Origin of the sequence: Lutibacter agarilyticus, from assembly GCF_900188235.1 — a bacterium.
GTDB lineage: Bacteria > Bacteroidota > Bacteroidia > Flavobacteriales > Flavobacteriaceae > Lutibacter > Lutibacter agarilyticus.
The window spans coordinates 365,947-382,859 of record NZ_FZNT01000001.1 but is presented as its reverse complement, the minus strand read 5'-3'; the positions used below and the strand labels follow the sequence as shown (position 1 = coordinate 382,859).

General features: G+C 30.4%; 15 protein-coding genes and 1 pseudogene. 11 read left to right on the top strand and 5 right to left on the bottom strand.

Annotated elements, in window-relative coordinates:
• The first annotated feature begins 1 nt into the window (after position 1).
• The 10 genes and pseudogenes from CHB67_RS01495 to CHB67_RS01450 form a co-directional block, all read left to right on the top strand.
• Entirely contained in the window at positions 2 to 952 is a 951-nt protein-coding gene (locus CHB67_RS01495; protein WP_089379965.1) for a D-2-hydroxyacid dehydrogenase, read from the top strand.
• Between the two features lie 120 nt (positions 953 to 1,072).
• Positions 1,073 to 2,326 (top strand): DUF1015 domain-containing protein, encoded by a 1,254-nt coding sequence (locus tag CHB67_RS01490; RefSeq protein WP_089379964.1) that lies wholly within the window; start codon positions 1,073 to 1,075, stop codon positions 2,324 to 2,326.
• Positions 2,327 to 2,328: 2 nt separating this feature from the next.
• Positions 2,329 to 3,000: a YggS family pyridoxal phosphate-dependent enzyme gene (locus CHB67_RS01485; RefSeq protein WP_089379963.1), complete on the top strand. Its 672-nt coding sequence runs from the start codon at positions 2,329 to 2,331 to the stop codon at positions 2,998 to 3,000.
• On the top strand, positions 3,001 to 4,080 hold the full coding sequence (locus tag CHB67_RS01480) for an exonuclease domain-containing protein (protein ID WP_089379962.1): 1,080 nt from the start codon (positions 3,001 to 3,003) through the stop codon (positions 4,078 to 4,080).
• A gap of 22 nt (positions 4,081 to 4,102) precedes the next feature.
• Positions 4,103 to 6,070 carry a transglutaminase domain-containing protein gene (locus CHB67_RS01475; RefSeq protein WP_089379961.1) on the top strand — a complete coding sequence of 656 codons (1,968 nt, stop codon included), beginning with the start codon at positions 4,103 to 4,105 and terminating at the stop codon, positions 6,068 to 6,070.
• A 70-nt stretch (positions 6,071 to 6,140) separates the two neighbouring features.
• Positions 6,141 to 6,971, top strand: a complete 831-nt coding sequence (locus CHB67_RS01470; protein ID WP_089380207.1) for an ion transporter — start codon at positions 6,141 to 6,143, stop codon at positions 6,969 to 6,971.
• Entirely contained in the window at positions 6,964 to 7,869 is a 906-nt protein-coding gene (miaA, locus tag CHB67_RS01465; RefSeq protein WP_089379960.1) for a tRNA (adenosine(37)-N6)-dimethylallyltransferase MiaA, read from the top strand. Before CHB67_RS01470 ends, miaA begins: the two co-directional genes overlap by 8 nt.
• A 107-nt stretch (positions 7,870 to 7,976) precedes the next feature.
• On the top strand, positions 7,977 to 9,503 hold the full coding sequence (locus CHB67_RS01460) for a bifunctional GNAT family N-acetyltransferase/carbon-nitrogen hydrolase family protein (protein WP_089379959.1): 1,527 nt from the start codon (positions 7,977 to 7,979) through the stop codon (positions 9,501 to 9,503).
• A 118-nt stretch (positions 9,504 to 9,621) separates the two neighbouring features.
• Entirely contained in the window at positions 9,622 to 10,059 is a 438-nt protein-coding gene (locus CHB67_RS01455) for a hypothetical protein (protein WP_089379958.1), read from the top strand.
• A gap of 110 nt (positions 10,060 to 10,169) precedes the next feature.
• Positions 10,170 to 10,685: pseudogene (locus CHB67_RS01450) on the top strand (DUF2400 domain-containing protein); the annotation flags it as partial.
• Between the two features lie 13 nt (positions 10,686 to 10,698).
• Here CHB67_RS01450 and CHB67_RS01445 read toward each other — a convergent pair.
• A complete protein-coding gene (locus tag CHB67_RS01445; protein WP_176461183.1) occupies positions 10,699 to 12,492 on the bottom strand; it encodes a recombinase family protein in 1,794 nt (597 codons plus the stop codon).
• 352 nt (positions 12,493 to 12,844) lie between these two features.
• Between CHB67_RS01445 and CHB67_RS01440 the strand changes: the two genes are divergently transcribed.
• Positions 12,845 to 13,099, top strand: coding sequence for a hypothetical protein (locus CHB67_RS01440; protein ID WP_089379955.1), 255 nt, complete (start codon positions 12,845 to 12,847; stop codon positions 13,097 to 13,099).
• Positions 13,100 to 13,117: 18 nt separating this feature from the next.
• Here the strand turns inward: CHB67_RS01440 and CHB67_RS01435 are convergent, their stop codons facing one another.
• From CHB67_RS01435 to CHB67_RS01420, 4 genes are all read right to left on the bottom strand, one after another.
• Complete coding sequence (locus CHB67_RS01435; RefSeq protein ID WP_089379954.1) at positions 13,118 to 14,929, bottom strand: hypothetical protein; 1,812 nt, start codon at positions 14,927 to 14,929, stop codon at positions 13,118 to 13,120.
• Positions 14,930 to 15,090: 161 nt separating this feature from the next.
• Entirely contained in the window at positions 15,091 to 15,324 is a 234-nt protein-coding gene (locus CHB67_RS01430; RefSeq protein WP_141119667.1) for a hypothetical protein, read from the bottom strand.
• Between the two features lie 64 nt (positions 15,325 to 15,388).
• Positions 15,389 to 16,111, bottom strand: a complete 723-nt coding sequence (locus tag CHB67_RS01425) for a DUF5131 family protein (protein WP_089379952.1) — start codon at positions 16,109 to 16,111, stop codon at positions 15,389 to 15,391.
• A gap of 169 nt (positions 16,112 to 16,280) precedes the next feature.
• Positions 16,281 to 16,712 (bottom strand): hypothetical protein, encoded by a 432-nt coding sequence (locus CHB67_RS01420; protein WP_141119666.1) that lies wholly within the window; start codon positions 16,710 to 16,712, stop codon positions 16,281 to 16,283.
• Positions 16,713 to 16,913: the final 201 nt, after the last annotated feature.

Below are 16,913 nucleotides of genomic sequence, written 5' to 3'. Positions count from 1 at the left end.
AATGAAAGTATTAGCAAATGATGGTATCGCAGTAAGTGGTGTAAAAGCACTTGAAGCAGCTGGGTTTGAAGTAGATTTAACTACTGTTGCCCAAGACCAATTATTAGATTATTTGAACACCAATGAGATAGATGTTTTATTGGTTAGAAGTGCTACAACAGTAAGAACTGATATTATTGATAATTGCCCATCTTTAAAAATTATTGGTCGTGGTGGTGTTGGAATGGACAATATTGATGTAGAATACGCTCGTGAAAAAGGATTACACGTAATTAACACTCCTGCAGCTTCTTCACACTCTGTTGGTGAATTAGTGTTTGCTCATTTATTTGGGATGGTTCGTTTTTTACATGAATCAAACAGAAATATGCCTTTAGAAGGTGATTCTAAATTTAAACAACTTAAAAAAGCGTACGCTAAAGGTGTTGAATTAAGAGGTAAAACTTTAGGTGTTTTAGGATTTGGAAGAATTGGACAGGCTACAGCTAAAATAGCTTTAGGATTAGGTATGAAAGTTATTGCTTTTGATCCTTTTATTGATGAAGTAAATTTAGAGGTTGAATTTTTTGACCACCAAGCATTGTTTTTCAACATAAATACAATTTCTAAAGAAGAAGTATTACAACAAGCTGACTTTATTTCGTTACACGTACCAGCTCAAAAAGAGTATGTTATTTCAACCAATGAATTTGAAATGATGAAAGATGGTGTTTGTATTGTAAATGCTGCTCGTGGAGGTGTTATTGATGAAGTTGCTTTAGTTGAAGCATTAAAAAGTGGTAAAGTTGCAAAAGCTGCATTAGATGTTTTTGAAAACGAACCTACACCAGAAATTCAGTTACTTATGAACCCAGATTTATCGTTAACTCCGCATATTGGTGCTGCAACGGCTGAGGCTCAAGACAGAATTGGAACGGAACTTGCATCTCAAATTATAGAGATTTTAGGCTAATTTATTAGTCTTCATATTATATAAAAAGGTCGTTTATTTAACGGCCTTTTTTTATTTTAAAAAAGCTAAATATTGTATCTTTGAATCTTAAAATTTTTATAAACATAAAATACCAAAATTATGGCTATTATTAAACCTTTTAAGGGACTTCGACCTCCAAAAAATATTGTAAAAGAACTTGCATGTCTGCCTTATGATGTGATGAATTCTGAAGAAGCTGCACAAATGAGTAACGGTAAAGAAACTTCGTTATTAAGAATTACAAGAGCTGAAATTGAATTTGAGAAAGGAACGGACTCTCACTCTGAAAAAGTATATCAAAAAGCTGCTTCAAATTTTAATGATTTTCAAGATAAAGGGTTTTTAATTCAAGATGAAGAGCCGCATTATTATATTTATGCGCAAACAATGAATGGAAAAACACAATATGGTATTGTAGGAGATGCTGCTTGTGATGATTATAAAAACGGTATTATAAAAAAACACGAATTAACGCGTCCTGATAAAGAAGAAGATCGAAAAGTTTTAACAAGGCATTTATTGGCTAATATTGAACCTGTATTTTTTACCTATAAAGCCGTACCTGAAATAGATGTTATTGTTGCTGATACTGTAAATAATAATACACCAGAGTATGACTTTGAAGGAGCAGAAGATGGTTTTAGACATCAATTTTGGGTGATTAAAAGCTCAGATACAACTAAAATCTTAGAGGATTTATTTAAAGATAAAGTTCCTTGTACTTATGTTGCAGATGGACATCATAGAACTGCAGCAGCTGCAGGAATGCAAGATGAATTCAGCAAAAACAACCCTAACCATACTGGAAATGAAGCGTACAATTATTTTATGGCTGTACACTTCCCTGACAATCAGTTACAAATTATAGATTACAACCGCGTTGTTAAAGATTTAAACGGATTATCTTCCGCAGAAGTTTTAGAAAAAATCAAAGAAAGTTTTGATATTTCTGTAGTTCAAGAAACAACAATAAAACCAGAAAAATTAAATGAATTTTCAATGTATTTAGATGGTAAATGGCACAAACTAAATGCCAAACCAACTGCAGTAAATAATGATTCTCCTGTTGATAGCTTAGATGTTAGTATTTTGTCGAAACATATATTAGAGCCTATTTTAAATATCAAAGATTTACGTACTGATACAAGAATTGATTTTGTTGGAGGTATTAGAGGTTTAAACGAATTAAGTAAACGTGTTGATAGTGGTGAAATGGCAGTAGCATTTGCCTTATACCCTGTTAGTATGAATCAATTAATGAATATAGCTGATACCAACAATATTATGCCTCCAAAAGTAACTTGGTTTGAACCTAAATTACGTTCAGGTTTGGTTATTAATAAATTAAATTAGTTTTGAATAGTATAGCTAACAATTTACATACCGTTAAAAACAACATTCCCAGCCATGTTACATTGGTTGCCGTTTCTAAAACCAAACCTGTCTCTGAAATTTTAGAAGCCTATAATGCAGGGCAAAGAATTTTTGGTGAAAACAAAATTCAGGAAATGGCGCTAAAATATGATGAAATGCCAAAAGATATTGAATGGCATATGATTGGACATTTACAACGCAATAAAGTGAAGTATATGGCCCATTTTGTACATTTAATTCATGGTGTAGATAGTTTTAAAACTTTAGTTGAAATTAATAAACAGGCCCTAAAACACAACCGGGTGATAAATTGTTTATTGCAATTAAAAATTGCCAAAGAAGACACTAAGTTTGGATTATCTATTACTGAAGTTGAAGCTATATTAAATTCCGAAGAATTAAAAGAATTAAAAAACATTGATATAAAAGGAGTTATGGGAATGGCTTCTTTTATTGAAGATGAAGCTGTAATAAGAACTGAATTTAAAACTTTGAAAACTTTTTTTGAGAAATTAAAGCGTTTTAACCTATCAAATTTCAATCCAACTGTTATTTCTATGGGGATGAGCGGAGATTATAAAATAGCAATTGAAGAAGGAAGTACCATGGTTAGAGTAGGAAGTGCTATATTTGGTCTTAGAAATTATTCATAATTGTACGCAATAGTAGACATAGAAACCACAGGAGGTAAATTCAACGAAGAAGGAATTACCGAAATTGCCATTTATAAATTTGATGGACATCAAATTGTAGATCAGTTTATTAGCCTAGTTAATCCTGAAAAAGATATTCAACCTTTTGTTGTAAACCTAACCGGAATTAACAACGGAATGCTTGTAAATGCTCCAAAATTTCACGAAGTTGCAAAACGAATTGTTGAAATTACACGCGATTGTGTTTTAGTTGCACACAATGCAAGCTTTGATAGTCGTATTTTAGCAACAGAATTTCGTAGGCTTGGTTATGTGTATGAACCAAAAACCTTATGTACTGTTGAATTAAGTCAGCAATTAATACCAGACCTTCCCTCCTACAAATTGGGTCGTTTATGTAAATCTTTAGGAATCCCAATCTCAAGTAGGCACAGAGCCGATGGTGATGCTTTGGCTACCGTTCAGCTTTTTAAATTGTTATTAAATAAAGATGCTGAAAAAATAATTATTAAACAAGCGGTAAAGAATGACAATCCTAAAAAGTTAGCTCCAAAATTGTTGACTATTTTAGATGAACTTCCTAATAGTACAGGACTTTTTTATGTGCATAACGGAACCCGTAAAATATTGTACATTGGGAAAGGTAAAAACATTCGTAAAACTGTAAATCAGCTATTTTTAAGAACTTCAAAAAAAGCGAAATACCTTCAAAAAAATGTAACTTCCATTACCTATGAAGAAACAGGAAACGATTTAATTGCGCATTTAAAATTTTCCGAAGAAATAAAAGTTAATAAGCCAATTTACAACTATCCTTCAAAAAAAATAACTAAAAGAGTCGAATTCAATAATGAAAACCTATTATTAATTGATAGAGGAAGAGCTATTGGAGAAAAAGCAGTTTTATTAATTGAAAATAATGAATTTAAAGGTTTTTGCTATACTGAATTAAGTTATCAAATTAATAATATTGATGTACTTAAAAATTTAATAGCACCTATGGAAGACTCCCTTGCAAACAGAAGCATTATAAAAAAATACCTCGATAATAATCAACCCGAAAAATTGATACGCTTTTAGATTAAAAAAAATTAACCCCGCTATGAAAATAACATTATTCTTCTATTTATTTTTTTTAACACTATTCTCTTATTCACAAGAAATTAACTATCCCTTCGGTAAAATAACGTTTAATGATCTTAATTTTAAAGCCCATCAAATAGATGCTACAGCAAATGCTGTGGTTTTATACGAATCAGGTGATACCAAATTTAAACTTAAGGATAGATATGTAATTGTTGAAACTACTTTTTATTTTAAAATAAAAATATTTAACAAAGAAGGTTTTAAGCACGGTACATTTTCAATTCCTATTTTTAATAACAAATCAAATAGTGAAGAAGTTATAAATATAAAAGGTATTACACATAACAACAACAATACCAACAAAACAAATTTATCTTTAAACAATGTGTATACAGAGCAAGTAAATAATAATTGGAAATCGGTTAAATTTACAATGCCAAATCTAAAAGAAGAGTGTATTATTGAAGTTTCCTATACAGTAGCTACTCCATTTAAATTTAATTTAACTGGATGGAAATTTCAATCTGACATCCCTAAATTAATAAGTCAGTACAAGGCTTTAATACCAGGTAATTTCACTTATAACAGACGTTTATCTGGCTACTTAAAATTACACACAAACAGTTCAACTGTAAAAAAACATTGCTTTAGCGTTCCAGGTTACGCAGGCGATGCAAACTGTGAGGAAGTTATTTATAATATGAAAAATATCTCTGCCTTTATTGAAGAAGATTATATGACCAGTAGGGAAAATTTTATCTCAAATATTAAATTTGAATTAGCTCAAACGCTATGGTTTGATGGCACAAAAAAAAGATATACGACAACTTGGGATGCGGTTGATCGTGAATTTAAGTCCGACAAAAATATTGGTATCCAATTAAAAAAAATTAAATATTTTGAAGATATTCTTCCTTCAGAAATTAAAAACATACCAGATAGTTTAGATCGTGCGAAAGCTGTATATACGTTTATACAAAATCATTTCACGTGGAATGAAAAATATGGGATTTTTAAAAACGCAAGAGTTAAAGAGGCTTTTGAAAATAGAACCGGAAATGTAAGTGAAATTAATATTTCATTGATTAACGCCCTAAAAACTGCAGGATTAGACGCTGAATTAGTTTTAATGTCTACCCGAAACAATGGAGCTCCAACTAAATTGTATCCAATAATTTCCGATTTTAATTATGTGTTAGCAAAAGTAAATTTAGGGAATAAATTCTACTTGTTAGATGCTACTCAAAAACTTAATCCCTTTGGACTTTTACCATTTAAATGTTTAAATAGTTATGGTAGAGCTATGGATTTTGAAAATGAAAGTTATTGGATTGATATAGTTCCTACAAAAAATAATAAAAGCAGTCTTTATGCTAGTTTAATTTTAAATGAAGATGGAACCATTGAAGGTAAGCTAAGAAAAGTTAGCACAGGATATAATGCTTTAAATAAAAGAATAGATTACCAATCTAAAAATGAAGATGAAATAGCTGATCAATTTGAAAATAATTTTACAAGTTTAATTGTTAAAGATTATACCTTAGAAAATCAAAAAGATATTAATAAGCCATTAATTGAAGTATTTGATGTAAAAATGCAGTATGATGATGCAAATAAAATTTATTTAAATCCATTTTTTGGAGGCGCATTTAAAGAAAACCCTTTTAAACAAGAAAATAGATTGTATCCTGTAAATTTTGGATATCTTAGAAGATATGTGCTCAATTTTTCTATTGAACTTCCTGATAATTATAAAATTGAATCTGTACCACAATCACAAATTATAAATTTGACTGCAAAAGGTGGAAGTTTTGATTTAAAATCAAGAAAACATGAAGATTATAAACTTACACTTTTCAGTAATCTAACAATCGCAAAAGATATTTTTAACAATAATGAGTATGATTCTCTTAAAAAACTATTTGAAAAAACAATAAATGCACAAAAAACACCTATCGTAATTAAAAAAGTTTCAACAAATTAATTACTATTTTATAAATCAAAAGAAAAAGACTAATTTTAGTTTTGCAAAAGTGCAATGAGTTTTGAAAGAAATAAGTAAAAAAAACACTCCCAAATGGAAATCTGAACTTCATGATATTATTTATGAAGCAGATACACCTAAAGGAAAAATATTTGATATACTATTAATTATAACCATTATAATTAGTATTGTATTAGTTATGCTAGAAAGTGTTGAGAGCATCGATAAAAAATATCACGATCTCTTAAATATTTCTGAATGGGTAATTACAATCTTATTCACGATTGAATATTTTGCGCGTATTATATGTATAAAAAAACCTTCAACTTATATTTTTAGCTTTTATGGAATTATAGATTTTTTGGCGACTATCCCTAAATACGTGTCTATATTTTTAGTTGGTTCACACGCGCTAGTTGCATTAAGAGCCTTACGCCTATTACGAGTTTTCAGAATTTTAAAATTAGCACGTTATTTAGGTGCTTCCATAGGATTAATGACAGCTTTAAAAGCAAGTAGAATTAAAATCTCCGTTTTTTTATTTAGCGTAATTGTACTTACTATTATTTTAGGAACCATTATGTACCTTGTTGAAGGTCCTGCTAACGGATTTACAAGTATTCCCAGAAGTATGTATTGGGCCATTGTAACCTTAACTACTGTTGGATATGGAGATATTGCTCCTCATACACCCTTTGGTCAATTTATAGCAAGTTTGGTCATGATTTTAGGATACGGAATAATTGCTGTTCCAACAGGAATTGTAACTGCTGAAATAACTAGAGTTGATCAAAAAAAATCAGCTATTAACACACAACATTGTTCAAACTGTTCTGCTGATAACCATTTAGATACTTCTAAATATTGTCATAAATGCGGAGAAAAATTAAAAAATGAATAATTATTTAATTACCGTTGTAGGTGCAACTGCTATTGGAAAAACCGCTTTAAGCATTGAATTAGCACAACATTTTAATACTGAAATTATTTCTTGCGATTCTCGTCAGTTTTACAAGGAAATGAGCATAGGTACAGCTGTTCCTTCTTCGGAAGAATTAGCTGCTGCTAAACATCATTTTATTCAAAACAGGTCCATTTTTGACAATTATAGTGTTGGTCAATTTGAAAAAGATGCATTAAAAAAACTCGATGAATTATTTGTAAAACATAAAGTTATAATTATGGTTGGTGGTAGTGGTTTATATGCCAATGCGGTGATTAATGGGTTGGATTATTTTCCCGAAGTTTCTTCAGAAATTAGAGCCAATTTAAATTTACAACTTCAAAATAATGGTATTGAACCCCTTCAAAATAAATTGAAAGAATTAGACATCAATTCCTATAATTCAATTGAAATTGACAATCCACACCGGTTAATTAGAGCTTTGGAAATTTGTATTGGCACAGGTAAAACTTATTCAGAATTTAAAAACAAACCAAAAGCACCTAGAAATTTTAAAACCATAAAAATTGGATTAACAGCCGATCGTGAAATAATGTATGAACGTATTAACAAGCGCGTTGATATTATGATGCAAGAAGGCTTACTTGAAGAAGCTAAAAAACTTTATTCAAATAAAGAGCTAAATGCGCTTCAAACTGTTGGTTATAGAGAGCTCTTTGAGTATTTTGACGGAAAGTATTCTTTAGAATTTGCTATTGAAGAAATTAAAAAAAATACGCGCCGATTTGCAAAAAGACAAGTAACCTGGAATAAAAAAGATACCGAAATAAATTGGTTCAATTTCAAACCAAAATTTAGCGAAATTAGTACTTTTTTAAATGTAAATTTAACATAAAAATTAGTACTCAAAATAATTATTTTTTAGTAAACTAATTCAAAACTTTGTATTACTTTTCGCAAAGTATTTCAACTATTAAATACTTTTATTAATAACTATATTTTATGCTAAAAAATATTGAAAATATTGAGTTACAATATTTAACCATTGATGATTACCAAGAGTTAAAAAGCGCAATGTTAGAATCTTACACTAACATGCCTTCAGATTCATATTGGAGTGAAACGCAATTAAAAAAGTTAATTGAAAAGTTTCAAGAAGGACAAATAGTCATTAAAATTAACAATGAATTGGCCGGTTGTGCATTATCAATTATTGTTGATTATGATAAATTTGATGAGCATCATACTTATGAAGAAATAACAGGAAGCTATACATTTAGCACCCATAAAAGTGATGGCAATGTACTGTACGGAATTGATGTTTTTATTAAACCCGAATATAGAGGTTTACGCCTTGGTCGAAGACTCTATGATTACCGAAAAGAATTGTGCGAAAAATTAAATTTAAAAGGTATTGCATTTGGAGGTAGAATTCCTAATTACCACAAGTTTGCAGACAAAATTTCGCCAAAGGAATATATTGAAAGAGTTAAGCGAAAAGAAATTAACGATCCTGTATTGAATTTTCAAATTTCAAACGATTTTCATCCAACAAAAGTTTTAAAAAGCTATTTAGAAGGAGATAAAGCTTCTAATGAATTTGCTGTTTTACTGGAGTGGGATAATATATATTACCAAAAAGAAACAAAACATGCAGTTGCTGATAAAAAAATAATTCGTTTAGGATTAATTCAATGGCAAATGCGTTTGTATAAAGACTTTGAAGAATTAATGCAACAAGCTGAGTTTTTTGTTGATGCTGTTTCTGGTTATAGATCAGATTTTGCGCTATTCCCAGAGTTTTTTAATGCGCCCTTAATGGCCGATAATAATCATTTACCAGAGCCTGAAGCTATTAGAGAATTAGCAAAATATACTGAGAAAATAACACAACGATTTTCTGAATTAGCTATTTCATACAACATTAATATCATTACCGGTAGTATGCCTGAAATTAAAAATGATTTATTATACAATGTTGGTTATTTATGTAAAAGAGACGGCACCGTTGAACGTTATGAGAAATTACATGTAACACCCGATGAAGCTAAAGTTTGGGGTATGCAAGGTGGAAATCAATTAAAAACATTTGATACCGATTGTGGTAAAATTGGTGTTTTAATTTGTTACGATTCTGAATTTCCTGAATTAAGCAGACTTTTGGCTGATGAAGGAATGGATATTTTATTTATACCTTTTTTAACTGATACTCAAAACGGGTATTCTCGTATTCGCCATTGTGCACAAGCAAGAGCCATAGAAAATGAATGTTATGTTGCAATTGCTGGAAGCGTTGGAAACCTACCTAAAGTGCATAATATGGATATTCAGTTTGCACAATCTATGGTATTTACACCGTGTGATTTTTCATTTCCAGTAAACGGTATCAAAGCTGAAGCTACCACAAATACTGAAATGATTTTAATTGCTGATGTTGATATTGATTTACTTCGTGAATTAAATCAATTTGGAAGCGTAAAAAACCTGAGAGATCGAAGAAAAGATTTGTTTGAATTACGAAAAAAGTAACTTCAATATTTATTAAAAAACAACAAATTATAAACTAACAAATTAAAAATATAATCGTATTTAATTTAATCGTTTATACTATTCAACTATATTTGTTATAACTTAAAAAACAATTAAAATGAAAAAACTAATTACTTTATTATTATTTGGATTTGTATTTGCTGCATTTACAAACAATGTTACTGCTCAAGAAGATTACAGCGCATTAAACTTATATGTATCTTTTGGAGGGAATGGTGCTATTAATGCACAATATGAAATTCCTATTGTTGAAAATGTAACTATTTCACCTGCAGTAGTAATCCCTTTTGATTTTGACAACTTAAGCGTTGGTGTAAGAGCCGATTACTATTTTGACAGCTTAATGAAATTACCTGAGCCTTGGGATATTTGGGGTGGTGTAGATACAGGTATTGTTTTAGGTGGTGATGATAACTTCAACATTAACGCTCATGTTGGTGTTGAATATAAATTCAACCAAACTTGGGGTATTCTTGCTGAATTTGGTGGGGGAACCGCTTCTTTTGGAGGAGTTGGAGTTGGTATTCATTTCTAAAACATACACTTATAATTTATAAGGCTTTAATTTACCAATTAAAGCCTTTTTTTATACAGTAACTATTTATAAATTTCAAAAATCAGAATTCAAATCAAATTTTTAATCCATTGAAAAAATCAGAATTAAAAGTGTTTTTAGATGAAAAAGTGTTGGAATACAACAATCTAACATTTATAGAAAGTGACCCCATACAAATTCCGCATTTATATTCACAAAAAGAAGATATTGAAATAGCAGGTTTTTTAGCAGCTACAATTGCTTGGGGAAACCGAAAAATGATTATTAAAAATGCCCATAAAATGATGGAGCTTATGGGAAATTCTCCCTACGATTTTGTGATGAGTCACAAAGGACATGATTTAGAAAAAATGGAAGGGTTTGTACATAGAACTTTCAACAGTATAGACTTCTCCTATTTCATTACAGCTTTAAATCATATTTACACCAATCATCAAGGATTAGAACAAATATTTAATTTAAATGCTACCAACAATTCTCTTCAACCTGCAATTCATCAACTAAAAAAAATTTTTTTTGAAATACATCACCCACAAAGAACTATGAAACATATCTCAGATCCTTTAAAAGGTTCAGCTGCAAAAAGAATAAATATATTAATTCGTATAATTAAGATGGCTAATTAAATTTTACTAAACAATTATTATCTAATTTAATGACATCTAGTTTCTCACCAAATTCTAATTGGATTGTTCCTTCAAATCCTTTTGAAACCGACTTTGATTTCAAATCATCTATAACCGATTGAAAATATTCTTTTTTATCTGGAGAGCTATTCATATAGTTTTTAAATACTTCAGGTATATAAAAATCTAGTATTTCGTTTTCATTAAAATCTGCTAATTCTTTAGAAGATTTATGATACCCAACTAAAGTATATTCATTTAGTTGTTGGTTTGACCTCCAAATAGACTTCTCATTAAATCCCTTGTAGGTAATTAAAAATTGAAATATCCCATTTTTTTCTAATGGTTGGTATGCAACATCAATTCGTTCTATTAGCTTATGAACAGATTCTTGAATAGGCTTAAAACCAGCAGTTAAATCAAATCCATCAATAATATTATTTACTCTATTTAATCGATTGTTATCTCGTTGCTCGTTTAGTTTATTCTCTATAACTTCTAATTCTTCTTTTAATTTCGATAACTTCATCTTAGAGTTTTGATAGTCATCTTTAAGCCTAGTATCATATTCTAAATCTGGGTCACGCATTAAATTATAATCTCTAGTTACCATTTTTTCTTGTGACTTAATTCTTTTAATCTTTTGGCTCACTTTAAGTTGTAACACATCTATTTCATCATTATTTATTTCAATTTTATTAAGATATTCTTGCAAATTTTTAGATAAAAATAGATGGTGAATTATAAAAGTTTCAAACTTTGGAATATTAACAGCTCTTGATTTTTTACAAATATGAGTTGGTGCAGCTTTGCCTTTGCATTTATAAGAATTATCTCTACTTTTCTTTTTAATAACCCCTCTATACATTGAATAACAATCTTTGCAAAATAACAACCCATTTAATAAATAATTATTTGAAGGCTTTTTACCAACCTTTTCTTTTTTGTTCTTCTTAAAATTCTTTTGAATCTTATCAAATTCTTCTTCTGTTATAATTGCCAAGTCGGGTAATTTAACTCTCAAATCCCCCCATACATAAACCCCTTTATAAATTTCCTTTTTTAAAATACCTGATATTGTTGAACCCCACCACTTCTTTGTTGCATTCGTATATTCTTTACCAGTATTTGCTTCTTTTCTAACTGGGGTTAAACCAAGTTTATTATATCTTGTAGGAATTTCTAAACTATTTAGTTTTTTTGCAATACTATAAACTCCCATACCCTCCAATGACCACTTGAATATATCCTTTACAATCTTTATTTCTTCTGGATGATGAATCATTAAGTCATTTTTCTCATCTTTTGTTATACCATAAGCCCTTATTCCGTGGGCTTTGCCCTTTAATGCATTTTTTCTAAAAGCTCTTTTAACAGCATCAGAAGTTAAATCAGAGTGCATTTCATTAATAATGGATAATAAACTAGCTAACGCTCTATTGGTTGTATCATCTAAATCATAAAAGATACCATTTGGATACCACTTACATCCTGAATTAAGAACAGACGCTACAAACAATCTCCAAGTATCAGGTGACCTTTCAATTCTATTTTGATGAATAGCATAAACGTGCTTTATTTTACCCTTATTTATATCCTTAATAAATTTATTAAAATCATCCCTTTCTTCTATCTCAGCTTTACCTGATATTCCAATATCATAATAGATTTGGTAATCCATTTTCATTTTATCAGCAAAAGCTTTTCCTTGTTCTTCTTGGGATTCAATACTAGTATCTTTTCCTTCCTCTTTATTACCCGATATTCTACAATATATTCCTACCATAATTAAAATTTTTAAGCAAGTGTAAATATACATTTAAATGGTTAATTAAGGTAGCATAAATTCACATTGTTATAATCCCAATCTTACCTTTTTATATTAATCAGTTGTTTATTCAACAGCTCGTTAATTATACCACTTCGATAAATAATTATTTAAGAAATATTCATACTTCAACCAGAATTCATCTATTTATATACAAGTGCCTTGGAATTCTCTGAATGACTGAAGGTTCTCAAAAAACATGAATAGAAATGAAAAAATTAATACAACTACTAGAAGCTGTTAACCGAATGGAAATTCTCTGGTTAAACGACCAGTTAACATCACACTCCAAAAGAAAAAACCTTAAAAAATGAAACTAATAATCAATACCCACCAGATGGATTTACTAACATCCAACTTTGTTATCGTTGAAGGTAATGGATTGTATAACTATGAAACCAACCTTATCAAAGAAGGTGGAACTCCTGAGTATCTAGTTAGTTTATGGATTTCATCATATCCCGCTGAGATTAGAATTGGCACTAATATGGGGAGTGGAGGTGCAATGGCCATAGCTCGTAAACTCTTTCCGTCAGCCCGAATTTTCTCAGCTAAGAAAGCGTAATTATACCTTTGAAATTAATCAATTATTTAAAGGATTAAGAATATGGCTTTCGATTACATAAATTAACTCTGGGTTTATTCTATCATATATTCTTAACACTTTGTCATAAAATGTAGATTTATCTTCAAATTCAATAATCGCATCCTTAAAAACAACCTCATCTCCTTTGTTTATTTCCTCCAGAACCATTGACCTGATTCTAATATCGAAGTTAATTAACTTAACATCAACCCTTATATATTTCTTATCAACTTCAACATCGGAACTTATAGACTCTGTGCTGTCATTTGAGAGCTTTGCAGAGGTTTTAACACCTTGTTTTAAGATTATGGAATCCATGACTTCTTTCACTCTATTCGCATCGCTAGGGTGACAAATCAGAGCGTCATATACATATCCAACATAGATGAAATCTTCATTTAATATCTCAACAACCTCAGTCATGATTTCAACTTCTTTCGCAAATAATCTTCGAGAAGTTATCTTGTGTTTATATTCACTTGCGTATTTTTCATCAATTATATTTTGGAGCATCTTTGGCTCATTCTTTTCATAAAAATCGTATAATGGGGATGCTTTCATATGCGGTACTTTCTTATTGAAAAAAGATAGATGTTCCTTTTTAATAATACTAACATCCGTACTCATTGCCAATGCTAAATCATTGTGAGTTAGGTGTTCTTTTGTTCCATCATATAAACCAATGGAAATATTAGGGTGCAAACAGGAATAATCGGCTTCTACATTAGTTTCACCTTTAATCTTTATCATATTCCTAATCCAAGATGGCATCAAAGTGAATGAATCAATAATTCTACCTCCACTTTTTTTACTTCCAACTTCTGGATACATCAGTCCATCTTCGGTTAAGTATTTGAATATTTTAACCGAATCTTCGATAAATGAAATTTTTTGTGGGTCTTTGAATTCTGACCTACTTTTATGCCCTAACTTTTTTAATAATTTACCTTTTTTTGTCTTATAATCCGATTTTCTAAGTCTATCACCTTCTTCCCATATTTGGTCTATTGTTGGCAATGAAACATCTTCATAAAACTCTAAGAGATTTTTGACAATTGGATTTGATTGAGACCTCTTATAAACCCTTATAAAATGCTTGTTTAAGAGTCTTTGAGCCTCTTTTGTTTTCAAATGATAACTTACCATTCCTTTGCCGACATAAGCCTCTCCAAAGCGATAATCAAAGTTCTTTTCACCTTCGATGTGTTTGTGGTCACACTCTATAATAGGACCCTGTTTTGTATGATGCTCCAAGGCTGTTCTAACGTCCTTATATGTATTAGGGTTTATGCTTAAAAACTCTCTTAGATACTTCGCATGAAGAGATTTCCATCCCTCTGACTCTGGATTATCTTGTATTTCAAAATATGTGGAGGTTAGTTGGGTGGTAAACATCAGACATAATTCTATAGCGACATCTCTGTTTGAATGTATTTCTCTAAGCAATTCTTTAGGTATAAATCTTTCAATGGTAGTTCTGACCTTTGTAGGAATCTTAATGATATTTCTATTGATAAAAAACAGGGGGAATTGTGCACGAATATCAGTAGTAATATTGTCATCAAAACACGCTGCATCCCTTATTGTATCTATAGATTTATTACTTATTACCTCATCATATATTCCTACATCATTAATGAAGGAGATATTGTTAATATTAGTTAATAACTTATTATTTGATTTATTATTTAATAATTTATTGGTATTATTTCTATTTAATTGACTTAATTCCTTATTAGCATCCGTTTTAGATAATTGAATTTGATTATTGGGTAATAAGCCATTTTCTTGTAGTTTGATTTCTTTCATAGTAATTTTTATTCTGCATTAAACATTTATGATTTTTATTCTGCTTTATTTAAACTGGAGCAGAAGCTGAGAGCAGTCAATTCTCTCAGCATCCAGTTGAACACCTATGGCCTTCAATTATAAATATGCTCCAGATTGAAAAAAGCCTATCCAAATGGATATTAATTAGCTCCATCCTTGATAAGTTTATACCAACCAGCATAGAATAGAAACCTTAATTCATCTTGATTCATATAACTAATTTCCCCATTTTCTAATACTAGAGCATTTCCTTGTCCGTCATAATTGAATGCAAGTATTTCAATGGTATCAAACCCAAGGAAGTTGTGACACTCTTCATAATTTGGTAATTGAGTTTTTTGCAACTCAAATACAAGATTTTTTATTTCTTTCATATTTTTAAAGTTTGTGAGTGGAAAACCATTTTTTGAGCCTTCCACTCGATTAGTATTAATTTGTTTATGCCGATTGATTGAAAATGACTGGCATTTCATCATATGTTTTTCCATTCAACAATCGCCCAGCCTTTTTTTTGTTTTTTCCACCCCATTGCTTGAAGAAGAAAGCAGTTTTTTGTTCTTTGCATTGCAATTGGATATCTTCAACCCAAGACTTTTCAATTGGTCTGGATTTCGGACCAGATTCGCCACCTACGATTGCCCAATCTATACCCGATAAATTCATATTTGGTAGTGCTCCCAGCAGAGGTTCAAGTGAAAGGAACTTGGTTTGTGCATCGGTACTTCTTAGGAAGTCGATTCTATCCATTACCTTCTGATTTTCAACACTAACCCCCATCCATATATTTGAGGTCCATTCAAGCTCTTCGTGTAATTCGAACAATCTTTCAGCACGCTTGGTTAACACTTGAAAAGTGTGCTGAAGGTTCTCATTCATCACTTTGAATACTTGTTTGATAAATTCCAGCGGAACTTCCTTGTGGAAGAGGTCGCTCATTGAGTTTACAAACACCACTCTTGGCTTTTTCCACTTGTAAGGTCTTTCCAATTCACTTGGGTGAATACGTACTTCAAAGTTGTCTTTGTACTTTATTTGCCCCATAGCTTGAAGTCTTTTGGACATTATTTTTGCATAACAGTTTGCACATCCCGCTGAACATTCAGTACAGCCAGTTGTCGGATTCCAGACCACTTGGGTCCATTCAATTGTTGTTTTACTCATAATTTTCACTTTTTAATTATTATTACTTTTTTGTTTTTAGACATAGGTATCCACCCTCAGGATTTTCCTGAATTTTTAATTAACAGATAACAGATGTTTATTTACCTCAGATATTGAGGATTTTAACTTGGTTTACTTCAATTCCTAATCATAGCATTGATTCGAATATTTAATTCAGTAAGAATTCTAAATCAGACTCAAGAACCTCAACATATTCACCTTCCAAATCTTCAATCTCCGTGAATTCAACATTGCCTTCTTGAGCGTAATGATAGGCTTCTTGTTCCAATGCTTCTATGGTTAGTTCTTCCTCTCCATAAATTTGATAATCATAATCCTCATCGACTATAAAGTATAAATCTATTGAATAGGCATTAAAGTCTTTGAACCCTTTCAATTCAGCCTCCAGTGGTGAGCTAAATTTGCCTCCTTCTGGCATTCCATAATTAAAGAGCTCTTGAAGTTCTTTGACCTTCGATATTGCATTGTTGCGTGATTCAATTAAAGATGGTTCTTGGAAGGTGTATTCAAAATCCTCCGATTTAATTGTTCCTGTTGCATTTGATTTTAAAATGTTTACTCTAACGCTGTATTTTTTCATAATGATAAGTTTTAAATTGGACCATATGTTTTCAGTCCGTTTAACAATCTCAATTTGAGCCACTTGCAAGCTAAATTCCCTACAAAGATACTGTTTGTTTTTCGTTTAAAAAAGATGCTTCCAATAATTGAATGATTTCACGCACCGATATAAAACCTTTAAATTAAAGGTCTTAAGTAATATTATTTAATATATTTGTAT